The sequence below is a fragment of the Marivivens sp. JLT3646 genome (assembly GCF_001908835.1).
GTDB classification, from domain to species: Bacteria; Pseudomonadota; Alphaproteobacteria; order Rhodobacterales; family Rhodobacteraceae; genus Marivivens; species Marivivens geojensis.
Genome location: NZ_CP018572.1, coordinates 2474244 through 2487904, shown reverse-complemented (window position 1 = coordinate 2487904; position 13661 = coordinate 2474244). Strand labels below are relative to the sequence as shown.

Genomic DNA, 13661 nt, shown 5'->3' with positions numbered 1-13661 from the left:
CTCTCCCTATTTCAGGCGCTGCACATAGCGCGCCGTTGTGTGGTCAAACCAAGTGCGTGAAAATTCGACGGTACCAACCTGTTCAGAGTGGCTAAACCGTTCGATAAAACCTATGGGGGTGCCGATGGGCTGGGGGAATTCGTTCGGAGCCCAATCGGGGACCGTATCGACACCGACCGAGTCCTCCGCTTGCGAAATCCAAAACCCATGCTGCATCTTGTAGTAGCGGTAGAGTGAATCAGAGAGTTCAGTGGCCTTGATTCGACCCGCCGAGCCGTCCAGCCAAATCTCTTCGACGGCGATTGGTACACGATTGAGATACCTCAAGCGCCGAATGCGATTGGCACGGTCTGACTTACCGAATTCTGGTAGATCGTTCGGTTTCCTTAGGTCATCTACGGATAAAATCTGCGCAGTAGGAAGGCCGCCACCTGTCCGCAATTCGAGCCGGAACATCGAGTAGACGCTATCAACGTTCTGGCTCGATCTGACATAGTTCCCCGATCCTTGTATGCGCTCGATTAGGCCCTTATTTTCTAATATATCCAAGGCCTTACGAAGTGTCCGGACGGTGGTGAAGTGTTCTTTGGCAAGCGCGCGTTCCGGTGGCAAACGGGTGCCGTCTATTAGGCGTCCGGACGCAATTTCGCGGATCAGCACTTCGCTGATCTGGACATAAATTGGTAGCCCGCTGGAGGCCCCGCTCTTTGAGTAGATGGTCTGCGGCATTGTGTCCGATAAAAAATTGATACACCATTGATCCAAATCAAAGACACTGTTAGCGATAAAGAAAGTCAAGCGGTTTCTGTGGAGAGGGGCCGCATGACCGGAGCGCCAAAACAGGAGAGTTGGTCATGGGTGTTGTTCCCGTTACATCCGAAGATCTGGATGCAGTCGAAGTGTCGTGGTTTGCGGCGCTGTGTTCAGACGATTATCAATTCCTTGGCGTTCCGGATGGATCACTTCGGTCCTCGTGGGCGCATTGTTCTGAAATCGTGAAAACAGCCGAAGAGCAGGGGTTTCGAAACATCCTGTGTCCGTCCTCCTATCAAGTCGGACAGGACACGCTGAGCTTTGTCGCAGGCTGTGCTCCGATCACGTCCAAGATCAATATGCTAGCCGCTGTGCGCTGCGGGGAAATGCAGCCGATCATGCTTGCTCGCACTATTGCGACGCTCGATCACATGCTCGAAGGCCGTCTGACGGTGAACATCATTTCGTCGGATTTTCCTGGCGAAGTTGCTGATAGCAGCTATCGCTATCAGCGGTCCCGCGAAGTCGTTGAAATCCTCAAGCAGGCATGGACCCAAGACGAAATTAATCACGCTGGTAGCGTTTACAATTTCATGGGCATGACGACTGATCCGGTGCGTCCCTATCAGACGGGCGGCCCGCTTTTGTACTTCGGGGGCTACTCGCCTGATGCGCTCGAGCTATGTGGACAGCATTGTGATGTGTATCTGATGTGGCCCGAGAAAATGGAAGAACTTGAAGGACGTATGAAAGCCGTTCATGCAGTAGCCGACCGCTACGGCCGGACGCTCGACTACGGTCTGCGCGTGCATGTCATTGTGCGGGACACCGAAGCCGAGGCTCGCGAGTATGCTGACTACATCGTTTCAAAGCTGGATGACGATCAGGGCACAGCCATTCGCAATCGTGCGCAGGATGCGAAATCTCTCGGCGTAAGCCATCAGGCCAAAAACCGTGAAATCGCAGATGATCACGGCTACATCGAACAGAACCTCTGGACTGGTGTTGGTCGTGCCCGCTCAGGCTGCGGCGCGGCGATTGTCGGATCGACCGATCAAGTGCTGAGCAAGCTCGAAGCCTATCAGAAGATGGGCATCCGCGCCTTTGTTCTGTCAGGCTATCCGCATTTGGACGAAGCAAAGCATTTCGGCTCGCGTGTTCTACCGCAGATGAAAACCTGTTCCCTTCCTCACGCCTATGGCCGCGTTCCTGCGTCAACCCCAGCAACCCCACTCGGAATTGGAGAACGCCGCTGATGATGCCGCGTGTTGATATTGCCCGTGACCTTACGTTTAGCCGCCTGATCTATGGTATGTGGCGTTTGGCTGATGATGCCGATACGTCGGCGAGCCACGTCGAGTCCAAGATACAGTCTTGCTTAGACCAAGGGATCACCACGTTCGATCAGGCCGACATCTACGGTGGCTACACAGCTGAAGATGTCTTGGGAGCAGCTTTGCGCGCCAATCCTTCGCTACGTGGCCAGATGGAGATCGTCACCAAATGCGATATCGTGGCGCCCGTTGGCCGCTACGCAAATGCTCCGGTCAAATACTATGACACGTCACGTGCTCACATTCTGAAATCGGTTGATCTGTCGCTAGAAGCGATGGGAATTGATCATATCGACCTTTTGTTGATCCATCGTCCTGATCCTCTGATGGATCATCACGAAACGGGTTTGGCGCTGGATGAAGTTGTAAAGAGCGGTAAAGTCCGCACCGTTGGCGTGTCGAATTTCCGCCCTTGGGATTGGCAGTTACTGCAATCTGGAATGAAGACACAGCTGGTGACGAACCAGATCGAGGTGTCTCTGTCTGCGATCGCGCCCTTTACGAACGGCGATGTAGCGTTCCACCAACAGCATGGTCAGCCGATCATGGCGTGGTCGCCTCTGGGTGGCGGTGCTCTGATGTCAGATAGTGGTCTTCTGGGTCAGCGTCTCGATGCGATTGCTGCTGAGCAGGGGGTCGATCGCGCGGCGGTCGCCATCGCGTTTCTGTTGCGTCATCCCGCTAACATTATGCCAGTCCTTGGCACGAATAATCTAGGACGCATTGCCACGATTTCAGAAGCCCTCAAGGTCGAGTTGGATCGTCCGACTTGGTTCTCTCTTTATGAGGCGGCGCTGGGGCAGGAGGTTCCATGATCGAACTATTGCCGACCAAAACCATCCAGCATTTTGTTCCGAGTGAGCAAACACAGCGTTCGTTGCGCGATGCCTTTGGGCGTTTTGCAACCGGTGTGACTGTCGTGACAGTAGGCACGGATGAGGGACCAATCGCGATCACAGCGAATAGTTTCGCTTCGGTCTCCATGGAGCCGCCATTGGTACTATGGTCACCGCAAAAGTCGTCGAAACGGTCGCAGTACTTTGTCACCGCAGAGCATTTTGCGATCCATGTTCTGGCTGCGGATCAGGACGATCTGTGCTGGCGCGTCGCAAAAGACATGCATGCGCTGTCCGGACTTGATTTGGTCGAAAACTCCGAAGGCGTGCCTTTGATTGATGGCTGTCTTGCTCGGTTCGAGTGCCGTCAGCACGCGGTTCATGACGGAGGAGATCACGACATAATTGTTGGAAGAGTGCTGCGCGCTGCCTTTGTGGAGGAAGGCGACGGGCTAGGCTTTTTCAAAGGGAAGATGAACCGGATTGTGACCCAATAGCCTTAGGAGGGGCGGGCATCCGGACAAAAGAGTGATGGGCACGTAGTGTCCAGAGCAACCAAACGGGAGGAAACTATGAAAAAACTTACGGCTTCGACGGCTATGTCGATTGCTCTTTTTGCTGGCGCATCCGCTGCGTGGGCAGATGAGATTACTTTTCTATGCTACCAAGACGCCAACGAATGTGACGTGATTGCAGGCATGCTGCCTGCCTTTACTGAACAGACTGGCCATACCGTGAAACTGGAAACGGTTGGTTACGACGTCATCCGTGACCAATTGGAAAACCAGCTTCAAACAGATGCGGCGCCTGACGTTGCACGGGTTACGAACCTTGGCGGTTTGAACCAGTACTACCTCGATCTTGCACCCTATGTAGACGGCGCAGCATGGGAAGCATCCTATGGCGCAACTCTACCGTGGTTCCGTCAACCCGGCGGTGCCGATCAGGGTATTTACGGCTGGATGACGCAGCTCACCGTAACTGGTCCTTTTGTGAACGTATCCCTCTTCGAGGATGCGGGCGTCGACATGCCGGGTGACGGCGCGACGTGGGATGACTGGGCGGCTGCTCTGCTGGACGTCAAAGAGGCAACTGGCATCACGGCAGGCCTTGCAATGGACCGCACAGCACATCGCTGGGCTGGTCCAGCGTTCAGCTATGGCGCGAAGTTCTTTGATGACAGCGGCAATCCGATCCTCGTTGACGATGGTTTCCGTAAATACGCAGAGGTCTTTGTTGGCTGGCACCAAAGCGGTCTGATGCCTGCAGAGGGTTGGCCGGCAGGTGAGGGCACTCAATATCGCAACGCGGCTCCGCTGTTCCAGTCGGGCGACGTTGCTATGCATATGTCGGGTTCGTGGATGATCAACAGCTATGCTGAGAACATCTCTGATTTCGACTGGAAAGCTGTCCCTGCGCCGTGTGGCGATGGGGGCTGTGGTGCAATGCCCGGTGGTGCTGCTGTCGTAGCGTTCAAATCGACCAAGTCGCCTGAGGCTGCTGCTGCATTGATCGACTTCCTTGCTGCTGAAGAAAATGCAGCGGCATTTGCTGCGCAGACAAAGAACATCACAGCGCATCAGGGACTTCAGGAGTCTGGTATTGATTATGCGGACGCCTCTCCTGCAGTCGCTGCGGCATTGTCGGTCTTTGCGGCAAACGCAGGTAAGGCGGCACAGACCACACCGCAGGCCTATACCTTCCAAGGCTACGCTAAGAACTTTGTCATCTATGGTGTGATCCCTGATTACATCACCAAAGCCATCACAGGCGAGATGACCTTGGACGAAGCACTGGCTGCCATCGACGCGGATGTTGCCGCGAAGATCGCAGAATAATCCAGCGGAGGCATTCGTATGACAGAGGCGCTTCACGCCGCGTTTGCGGGTGCCCCATGGCCACTTTATCTGCTGGTCTATCTTCTCATCGGTTGGGCGCTTTTGCGCCCAACTGGCCCCTTGTGGGACCGTGCAGTCAGCGTGATTGGCTGGCCGATTGAAATGACACAGAAGCTTGCAGGTGCGACGGGGCTCCCATACCTGTTTCTCTTGCCTAATATGTTGATCTTTGGAGCATTTACCTTTGCACCCATGTTTATCAACTTCGGCTTCTCGGTCACCGAAGGCCAATCAATCTTGTTCTCTGAACGCGATTGGGCAGGGCTAGATAACCTGCGTCGTCTGCTGGCTGAGACACAGATTGATACGGGCGCACCCAATCTAGAAGACGATAAATTCCTTGGCGCCGTCTACGCGACAGCAACATTTGTCGTGTTCCAAGTGCCGATCATGATCGCGGTTGCTCTGATTTCTGCCTTGGCGCTGAACCGCAAAATTGTCGCCCGTGGGTTCTGGCGAGCAGTCTTTTTCTACCCTGTGATGCTGTCGCCCGTGGTTGTCGGCTTCTTGTGGTCACTGATCCTGAAACGGCAAGGTGTGCTGTCGCAAACCTTGATGATGTGGGGTTGGATTGATGAGCCGATCCAATGGCTGACAGACCCCTCTTGGACCATGTTCTGGTCGGTCTTTGTCTACACATGGGCACACCTCGGGTTCTATATGCTGATCCTCCTCGCGGGACTTCAGGCGATCCCGCGTGATGTTTATGAAGCGGCCGAGATGGACGGCACATCGGCGTGGCGCCAGTTGACGCGGATCACCATCCCGCTCCTTGCGCCGACGCTACTGGTCGTGACGGTTCTTTCACTGATCAAAGCCTTTCAAGCTTTTGAAGAGCTTTACGCCATGTCGGTTCGGTGGACCTCTCTCGTGGGTTATATCTTCGAAGCATCAGGCCTTCGCGGGCAACCAACCGCCAACGGTTTGGGGATCGCTGCCATGGCATCGCTCTTGGTCGCGATTGTCTTGATCATCCTCTCTCTTCTCCAAGTTTACCTTTCGTCGAAATCGAGCAAAGCATGAACGCAGTAACCACTTTTCTAACGCGTAAAGCGGGCGGACAGCGGGCGAATTGGCTCGATTATCTGACCTATGCATATCTGCTGTCTGGGGTGTTGCTGATCCTCTTGCCGGTGGCATGGCTGGCGCTCAATTCGTTGAAGTCCTCGTCGCAGCTGGAAAAACAGGATTTGTCGCTGCTGCCGACGTCGTTTGAGACGGTTGCGCGGGCTACGGTGTCTTACCCAGATGGAAACCAGATCTTCTTCATCCCAGATTTGCCGCAGTGGGTATTGAATTGGGGTGACTTGTCCAACGACGAACGTGCTGCGCGGGATGTCTCAGAGTTTCTGAGCGGTTTTGAAGGTCGTGACCTCTATGCGCTAAGATCGCACTTAGGACAGGTACCGTCGCTGGTTCGGGATTTGATTGAAGCGAAGAATTTGCCGGAATGGATCGTTCGCTACCCGTCGATGTCAGCCAGCGCGCGCGGCGAATATGATCTGGATGGCGTATTGAAGTCTCTCGACACAGAAGACGTCCGCCTCTTGTCCGAGTATCTGAACCTCGAACCATACGAACCAGCGCGGCTTGCGTTGCAGGTTTTGGTTACGGCACCTGATCCAGTGACAGGCGTGGAAACGGAGTTCGGCATTTCCAACTTCAAAGCGACCCGAGACTTCACTCCTGCGCGGTATGTCGACAATCGCACCGATGATGTGGTGCGTTTGGACACGTCGTCCATCACCATGAGGCGGACCCTCGATCCGAGTTGGGAAAACTTCACTGATCCGGTTACAGGGCGCGCATTCGGCGTGAACGTAAATTTTGCCACCTGTTTCACCAATTCCGTCTTGGTCACTGTGATTGCGACTGTGCTAACGTTGTTGATCAACTCGATGGCTGCCTTTGCATTGGCGAAGTATAAATTCCGCGGTCAGGTCGCGTTCTTTATTGTGATCCTAGCGACCCTTATGGTGCCGCCGACCATCACTCTCGTCGGGGTGTTCAAGGCGGTCTACGCGACAGGTTTGTCAGGGTCGATTTGGGGCGTGATCATTCCGGGGGCTGCAACGCCAACAGGTGTGTTCCTGCTGCGCCAATACATGTTGTCGATCCCAGATGAGCTGATTGAGGCAGCACGTATGGATGCAGCGTCCGAGTGGAAGGTCTATTGGCGCATTGTTCTGCCTCTGGCACTCCCTGCGATTGCTGCTCTCGCAATCCTGTCCGTCATTTGGCGGTGGAACGACCTTATTCTTCCTCTTGTGGCTATCGCGACCACCAAAGAGGCTTACACCATCCAACTCTGCCTGCTGGAGTTTCGCGGTGAACACCTGAGCCAAGAGCATTACCGACTTGCCATGACCATGGTTAGTCTCGTGCCTTCCACGCTCGTTTTCGTGTTCCTCCAGAAATACATCACCACAGGCATCGCCAATACGGGGCTGAAATAATGACTGATCTCGTCCTTTCCAAAGTTGTGAAACACTACGGTGCGGTTGAGGTCATTCATGGCATCGACATGGAAATCGCTTCGGGGGAGTTTTGCGTCTTCGTCGGGCCTTCGGGTTGCGGGAAATCTACGCTTTTGCGCATGATTTCTGGCCTCGAGAGCATCACCGACGGCGAGGTTCGAATTGATGGGGAAGTTGTGAACCATGTTCCTGCGTCGCAGCGTGGGCTGGCAATGGTGTTCCAATCCTATGCTCTCTATCCGCACATGTCGGTGAGAAAGAACCTGAGTTTCGGCCTCGAAAACCTGAATACGCCGAAAGCCGAGATCGCAAAACGAGTCGAGGACGCAGCACGTATGCTGCAGATCGAAGATTACCTTGATCGTCGACCGGGCCAGCTTTCTGGAGGGCAGCGTCAGCGCGTTGCAATCGGGCGCGCGGTGGTTCGTGAACCCAAAGTATTCTTGTTTGACGAGCCTCTCTCGAACCTTGATGCAGAACTGCGTGTGAACATGCGGCGCGAGATTGCCAATTTGCACCGCCGGTTGGGGAACACGATGATTTACGTCACCCATGATCAGGTCGAAGCTATGACAATGGCCGACAAGATTGCGGTGCTTCGCGCAGGGAAGGTTGAACAATTCGGAACCCCGCTTGAGCTGTTCAATGCGCCAAAGAACCGATTTGTCGCGGGCTTTATTGGTTCACCATCAATGAATTTTGTAACCGCGACGATTGCTGAGGGTGGCGTAAAACTCAGCGACGGAACCCATCTGAACATTGATCGCGCCCGTGCTGGTGTTGCTACTGGTGACGCTGTCGAAGTGGGCTTTAGGCCGCGTGATCTGGCGATTGACGATAGTGGACCGCTCGCACTGGCTGTTACCGAGGTCGAACAATTGGGATCGGAAAGCTATGTTTTTGGCGAACTTGCAACGGGCCAAACAGTGACGGTTCATCAATCGGGACAGACATCGGTTAAGATTGGAGATGTTGTTAAACTGTCCGTATCCCCCTCGGCCCTTTACATATTCCGACAAGACACTGGTCTCGCATGTTACTAACAGCCGCCCGCGCCAAAGGCGTCGCGCCGGGTTTGTTCATGGCCCTATTGGTTGCAATGGCGGCGCAATTCTTGTCGGACCACTACGGTGCGCCGGTCATGTTGATGGCGATCCTTTTGGGGATACCGTTCCAGTTTCTGTCAAACGACCCTCGTATGTCCGAGGGTATTAATTTCGCGGCCAAGTCTGTTCTTCGGATCGGCGTTGCCCTCTTGGGGCTCAGAGTGAGCGTTGAACTGCTTTGGCAAATCGGGCCAACTTTTGCTGTGTTGATTGCACTCGGTGTCCTGCTAACAATCGCCATTGGCATCTTAACGGCTAGTGTCTTTGGCAAAGATTATGCGTTTGGGTTTTTGGCTGGGGGATCGGTTGCCATTTGTGGTGCATCTGCAGCCCTCGCATTGGCCAGCCTTTTGCCCAAACATGACAAAAGCGAAACCAACCTGACGTTCACTGTGGTTTCAGTCACTGTTGCATCGACCGTTGCGATGATTGTCTATCCTATCGTGGCATCCGTGGTTGGCTTTGACGATAGATTGGCGGGAATATTCTTAGGCGGCACGATCCACGATGTTGCTCAGGTCGTCGGCGCCGGATTTTCGATGTCGGATGAAACTGGCGAAGTTGCCACGCTGATCAAGCTATTCCGCGTGACGATGTTGGCGCCTGTCGTCTTTGTTGGGGCACTCGTCTTGCGAAAAAATGCGCCCGCTGAAACCGCACCCCCGATCGTGCCGATGTTCGTACTCGTGTTTATTGTGCTGGCAGGGCTGAATTCCTTTCACGTTTTCCCTATAGCTTTGATCGAATATTCCAATCACCTGTCACGTGCTTGTTTGATTACGGCTGTAGCTGCGGTTGGGATGAAGACATCGCTTCAGGATTTGCAGAAGGTTGGCGGTGGGGCCGTTGGTTTGGTCGCGTCCCTGACAGCGTTCTTGGCGATTTTTGTGATGCTAGGAGTGTTGGCGTTCGGCTGACGTTTGGGGGCAAGGATGACCGATCAGATACATGACCTGTTTATCATTGGCGGCGGGATCAATGGCTGCGGGATTGCCCGTGATGCCGCGGGTCGCGGTCTTTCTGTTGTTCTGGCCGAGCAGGGGGATTTGGCTTCGGCAACATCGTCAGCGTCAACCAAGCTTTTCCACGGTGGTTTGCGGTATCTCGAATATTTTGAATTTCGTTTGGTGCGCGAAGCACTGATTGAACGCGAAACGCTCCTGCAAGCGATGCCGCATATTTCATGGCCGATGCGGTTTGTGTTGCCGTATCACGACTCGATGCGGTTCGAAGGTGCGACGCCGACCTCGCGGTTGTTGAATGTCGTGATGCCGTGGATGAAGGGACGCAGGCCCGCGTGGCTCATTCGGTTGGGGCTTTTCCTCTACGATCATCTGGGCGGACGTGAGATTTTGCCCCCCACGCAGTTGGTTGATCTGAGGACCGCTGTGGAAGGGGAGCCGCTTCTCTCCAAATTCGAAACGGCCTACGAATATTCCGATTGCTGGGTAGAGGACGCGCGGCTTGTCGCGTTGAATGCACGCGATGCGGTGAACCGCGGGGCGCGCGTTTTGACCCGCACAAAGGTGATCGCTGCGGATCGATTGGAGGATCATTGGGTCGTCACGTTAGAGGACGTAGAGACGGGCGAGCACAGCACCGAACGGGCACGGATGCTCATCAATGCGGCGGGGCCATGGGTTGGTAATGTGATCGCGAATACCCTGCGCCTCAACTCTCGCGATGGGGTGCGTTTGGTGCGCGGCAGCCATATCGTGACCAAGCGTCTCTATGATCACGATAAATGCTATTTCTTCCAAGGGACCGATGGGCGGATCATTTTTGCCATTCCCTATGAGACGGACTTTACCCTGATCGGAACCACGGATGCGGAACATCACGATGTCTCGGAAAAACCGCTCTGCACGGAGGATGAGCGCGACTATCTGATCCGCTTTGCCAACGGCTATTTCAAACGCCAGCTTACAGCCGACGATGTTGTCTGGACCTACTCGGGCGTTCGGCCTCTCCACGATGATGGATCCAGCTCGGCGACGGCCGCGACGCGCGATTACACGCTGAAGGTCGATGATACGGGCGGGGCACCGATCCTCAATATTTTCGGGGGCAAGATCACGACCTATAGGCGGCTTGCCGAGGCCGCGATGGCGAAGGTCAAAGGCTATGTCCCAGACCTAAAACCCGATTGGACGGCTGGCGTGCCGCTGCCAGGTGGTGATTTCCCTGTCGATGGGGTGGATCATTTGATCGTCGAGGCGAGGATACAGTTTCCGTTCCTTGAAGACCGTTTGATTAGACGATTGGTGCGTGGATATGGCACCGATCTCTGGACGATCCTCGGGCAGGCTAGATCGATAGAAGAGCTTGGTCAGCATTTCGGGGCGACCCTCTATGAGGCCGAAGTAAATTGGTTGATGGAACACGAGTTCGCGCGAGAGGCCGAGGATGTTCTTTGGCGCCGGACCAAGCTTGGCCTAAGGTTTGAGGACGCAGAGGTGGAAGCGCTCGATGCGTGGATGCGGGATAAGAGGAGGTCCTGAGGATGCAGTCAAAACAGTACATTCTTGCGATTGACCAAGGAACGACTTCATCGCGGGCGATCCTCTTTGATGCGGATATGACCATTGTGGCGAGCGCCCAAGAGGAATTCCCGCAGCACTTCCCGCAGTCGGGGTGGGTCGAACATGAACCGAGCGACCTATGGACAACGGTTGTCGCCACGGCGCGTGGGGCGCTGGAACAGGCCAAGGCCACGGTAGACCATGTGGCCGCAATAGGCATCACCAACCAGCGCGAAACGACCTTGGTTTGGGATCGCACCACAGGCGATCCTGTCTATAATGCGATCGTTTGGCAGGACCGACGCACGGCAGAGTTTTGCCGCAACCTGACCGCTGCGGGCCACGCAGAGATGATCACGGATCGGACGGGGTTGCTCGTCGATCCGTATTTTTCTGCGACCAAGGTGAAATGGATTTTGGATCACGTTGATGGTGCGCGGGACAAGGCGCGGCGTGGTGATCTGCTCTTTGGCACGGTGGATAGCTACCTGATCTGGAAGCTGACGGGCGGCGCGTCCCATGTGACCGATGCGACCAATGCGGCGCGCACCATGCTCTACGATATTCACAAGGGACGGTGGAGCCAGACGATCTGTGATCTCTTTGATATCCCGATGGCGATGCTGCCCGAGGTCAAAGACTGCGCCGCTGAATTTGGGACAACGCAGGCTGATCTGTTTGGTGCACCGATCCCGATCACGGGCGTCGCGGGGGATCAGCAGGCGGCGACGGTCGGCCAAGCATGCTTTGAACCCGGCATGATGAAGTCGACATATGGCACGGGCTGCTTTGCGCTGTTGAACACAGGCGGCGTGCCCGTGCGGTCGAACAATCGCTTGCTCACAACGATTGCGTATCAATTAAACGGCAGGCCAACCTATGCCCTCGAAGGATCTATTTTTATCGCGGGCGCGGTGGTGCAGTGGTTGAGGGACGGATTGCAGATCATCGACAACGCGTCAGAAACGCAATCCCTCGCCCAGAGCGCGGACGCTGGACAAGATGTCATCCTCGTGCCTGCGTTCACAGGGCTGGGTGCACCCTACTGGAACCCCGACTGCAGGGGCGCGATCTTTGGCCTGACACGCAACTCGGGTCCAGCGGAATTATCCAAGGCGGCACTTGAAAGTGTGGGGTTCCAAACGCGCGACCTCTTGGAAGCGATGAAAGCGGATTGGAGCACGGATGAGGCTACGGCCACCCTGCGGGTCGATGGCGGGATGACGGCCTCTGACTGGACGATGCAATTCCTCGCCGACATCATCGGTGCCCCCGTCGATCGGCCCGAGGTCCTTGAAACCACCGCTCTCGGGGCGGCATGGCTCGCAGGGCAATTCGTCGGCTTCTATCCTGAACAGGATACCTTCGCGCGCCGCTGGAAGGTCGATGCACGTTTCGAACCCACGATGGATGACGCGCTCAGAGACCGACGTTACGCAGCATGGAAACGCGCGGTCGCAGCGACAATGGGGGCTGTATCATCCAGCCAATAGCGAACACGTTTTACGTTGCAGTGAATGACCGAAGTTCGCCCAATCTACCGTAACCACTTTGTGGCAGGGGCCCTTTAGATCGTTCTCGTAATTTTTGTTGTTCGTTTGATGTATCTGATTTCGATGTACTGGGTTGGTCGTGCGTTGATCTGTGACCCGTTCAATGCGTTGCGCGTAGGACCAATTCAGCATCGAGCCATTTGGTTTCGCCAGCACGATCGGGATCGGCTTCCCGTGCCAGAAGAAGGTCTATCGTCCCTTTCACCAACGGTTCGATTGGATTGCGCAGGGTGGTAAGCGCCATGTTGGGCCATTCCGCCATTGAGATATCATCAAACCCCGTCACGGCGATGTCTTCAGGCACGGAAATGCCTTGCTCCTTTAGAGACATCAAAGCGCCCAGCGCCATCGCATCGTTGGCGCACACCAAGGCATCCATGTCCGCTAGATCGGAACGCCCCTGCATCGCGTTGAACCCGCTCATCACGGTATAATCACCATACAGCCGCGAAACTGGTTCGAGGTTATGCGCTTTCAGTGTCTCTTCAAACCCGCCGTAACGTTCACCCGTGGACCAAAATGCTCCTGGTCCCGAAAGATAGGCAAATTTCCGGCGACCTTGTTTAATCAAGTGTTTCGTCATCACCGCCATGGCCTCGCGGTTTCGGACGCAGATGTTGTCGACGTTTGGCCCCTCGACGATGCGACCTGATGAAATCACCGGAATGCCGAGCTTTAGGCAGGACGACACGACATCGGCACCGAGGCTCCCCGACCGGAGGATCATCGCTTCGAGCGGATATCGAAGGACGTTTTGAACGGCGGCTTTTGCCGCATCGCCAGACCCGCCGACAACGATGGGCCATTTACCCGCAGCGTTGAGTCCGTTGATCAATGCGGTCGCGACTTCCTTGTCGTAGTGGTTGGGCATTTCGCCGACGAAGATGGCCACGAGGTACGACCCCGCCCCCTGCAAACTGGCCGCAAGGGCATTCGGACGATACCCCAATTCATCGGCAGCTTTTAGGATGCGGGTTTTCTTATCGGCATCCAGATAGGCGCCCTCAGTAAAGGCGCGGGACACGGCGGATCGAGACACATCCGCGAGCTTTGCCACGTCAGCAGCGGTGACCCGACGTTTTTGACCAGTCATGAAAAAATGCTCTCCACGTCACCTTGGCGTTACACAACATCGGTATGTGAACACGTGTGCAGATGGTGTGCAAGCGGAATCAAAGCGCT

At 55.3% G+C, this 13661-nt stretch carries 12 protein-coding genes; 10 read left to right on the top strand and 2 right to left on the bottom strand.

Features of this window, described 5'->3' with window-relative positions; translation table 11 throughout:
* Positions 1 to 6: 6 nt before the first annotated feature.
* The gene (locus BSK21_RS12400) at positions 7 to 729 is read right to left on the bottom strand and encodes a GntR family transcriptional regulator (RefSeq protein WP_067550846.1); all 723 of its coding nucleotides are present in this window, start codon (positions 727 to 729) and stop codon (positions 7 to 9) included.
* A gap of 125 nt (positions 730 to 854) precedes the next feature.
* On the opposite strand from BSK21_RS12400, the gene BSK21_RS12395 reads away from it, so the two are divergent.
* The 10 genes from BSK21_RS12395 (at position 855) to glpK (ending at position 12419) form a co-directional block, all read left to right on the top strand.
* On the top strand, positions 855 to 2009 hold the full coding sequence (locus tag BSK21_RS12395) for an LLM class flavin-dependent oxidoreductase (protein WP_067550845.1): 1155 nt from the start codon (positions 855 to 857) through the stop codon (positions 2007 to 2009).
* Between the two features lie 2 nt (positions 2010 to 2011).
* Complete coding sequence (locus BSK21_RS12390) at positions 2012 to 2902, top strand: aldo/keto reductase family oxidoreductase (protein ID WP_067550911.1); 891 nt, start codon at positions 2012 to 2014, stop codon at positions 2900 to 2902.
* Positions 2899 to 3420: a flavin reductase family protein gene (locus BSK21_RS12385; RefSeq protein WP_067550844.1), complete on the top strand. Its 522-nt coding sequence runs from the start codon at positions 2899 to 2901 to the stop codon at positions 3418 to 3420. The genes BSK21_RS12390 and BSK21_RS12385 overlap by 4 nt, the downstream gene beginning before the upstream one ends.
* Positions 3421 to 3495: 75 nt before the next feature.
* Positions 3496 to 4761 carry an ABC transporter substrate-binding protein gene (locus tag BSK21_RS12380; protein ID WP_067550843.1) on the top strand — a complete coding sequence of 422 codons (1266 nt, stop codon included), beginning with the start codon at positions 3496 to 3498 and terminating at the stop codon, positions 4759 to 4761.
* An 18-nt stretch (positions 4762 to 4779) separates the two neighbouring features.
* Entirely contained in the window at positions 4780 to 5844 is a 1065-nt protein-coding gene (locus BSK21_RS12375; protein WP_067550842.1) for a carbohydrate ABC transporter permease, read from the top strand.
* Positions 5841 to 7277: a carbohydrate ABC transporter permease gene (locus BSK21_RS12370; protein WP_067550841.1), complete on the top strand. Its 1437-nt coding sequence runs from the start codon at positions 5841 to 5843 to the stop codon at positions 7275 to 7277. The genes BSK21_RS12375 and BSK21_RS12370 overlap by 4 nt, the downstream gene beginning before the upstream one ends.
* Positions 7277 to 8341: an ABC transporter ATP-binding protein gene (locus BSK21_RS12365; RefSeq protein WP_067550840.1), complete on the top strand. Its 1065-nt coding sequence runs from the start codon at positions 7277 to 7279 to the stop codon at positions 8339 to 8341. Before BSK21_RS12370 ends, BSK21_RS12365 begins: the two co-directional genes overlap by 1 nt.
* Positions 8332 to 9321, top strand: a complete 990-nt coding sequence (locus BSK21_RS12360; RefSeq protein ID WP_067550839.1) for a YeiH family protein — start codon at positions 8332 to 8334, stop codon at positions 9319 to 9321. Before BSK21_RS12365 ends, BSK21_RS12360 begins: the two co-directional genes overlap by 10 nt.
* 15 nt (positions 9322 to 9336) lie before the next feature.
* On the top strand, positions 9337 to 10905 hold the full coding sequence (gene glpD, locus BSK21_RS12355) for a glycerol-3-phosphate dehydrogenase (RefSeq protein WP_067550838.1): 1569 nt from the start codon (positions 9337 to 9339) through the stop codon (positions 10903 to 10905).
* 2 nt (positions 10906 to 10907) lie between these two features.
* Positions 10908 to 12419 carry a glycerol kinase GlpK gene (gene glpK / locus BSK21_RS12350; RefSeq protein WP_067550837.1) on the top strand — a complete coding sequence of 504 codons (1512 nt, stop codon included), beginning with the start codon at positions 10908 to 10910 and terminating at the stop codon, positions 12417 to 12419.
* 160 nt (positions 12420 to 12579) lie between these two features.
* On the opposite strand, the gene BSK21_RS12345 is transcribed toward glpK, so the two are convergent.
* Entirely contained in the window at positions 12580 to 13572 is a 993-nt protein-coding gene (locus BSK21_RS12345; RefSeq protein ID WP_067550836.1) for a LacI family DNA-binding transcriptional regulator, read from the bottom strand.
* Between the last annotated feature and the right edge of the window lie 89 nt (positions 13573 to 13661).

Coding starts and splice junctions, on each gene's coding strand:
- BSK21_RS12400 (WP_067550846.1), bottom strand. CDS start 729: ATGCCGCAGACCATCTACTCAAAGAGCGGGGCCTCCAGCGGGCTACCA.
- BSK21_RS12395 (WP_067550845.1), top strand. CDS start 855: ATGGGTGTTGTTCCCGTTACATCCGAAGATCTGGATGCAGTCGAAGTG.
- BSK21_RS12390 (WP_067550911.1), top strand. CDS start 2,012: ATGCCGCGTGTTGATATTGCCCGTGACCTTACGTTTAGCCGCCTGATC.
- BSK21_RS12385 (WP_067550844.1), top strand. CDS start 2,899: ATGATCGAACTATTGCCGACCAAAACCATCCAGCATTTTGTTCCGAGT.
- BSK21_RS12380 (WP_067550843.1), top strand. CDS start 3,496: ATGAAAAAACTTACGGCTTCGACGGCTATGTCGATTGCTCTTTTTGCT.
- BSK21_RS12375 (WP_067550842.1), top strand. CDS start 4,780: ATGACAGAGGCGCTTCACGCCGCGTTTGCGGGTGCCCCATGGCCACTT.
- BSK21_RS12370 (WP_067550841.1), top strand. CDS start 5,841: ATGAACGCAGTAACCACTTTTCTAACGCGTAAAGCGGGCGGACAGCGG.
- BSK21_RS12365 (WP_067550840.1), top strand. CDS start 7,277: ATGACTGATCTCGTCCTTTCCAAAGTTGTGAAACACTACGGTGCGGTT.
- BSK21_RS12360 (WP_067550839.1), top strand. CDS start 8,332: ATGTTACTAACAGCCGCCCGCGCCAAAGGCGTCGCGCCGGGTTTGTTC.
- glpD (WP_067550838.1), top strand. CDS start 9,337: ATGACCGATCAGATACATGACCTGTTTATCATTGGCGGCGGGATCAAT.
- glpK (WP_067550837.1), top strand. CDS start 10,908: ATGCAGTCAAAACAGTACATTCTTGCGATTGACCAAGGAACGACTTCA.
- BSK21_RS12345 (WP_067550836.1), bottom strand. CDS start 13,572: ATGACTGGTCAAAAACGTCGGGTCACCGCTGCTGACGTGGCAAAGCTC.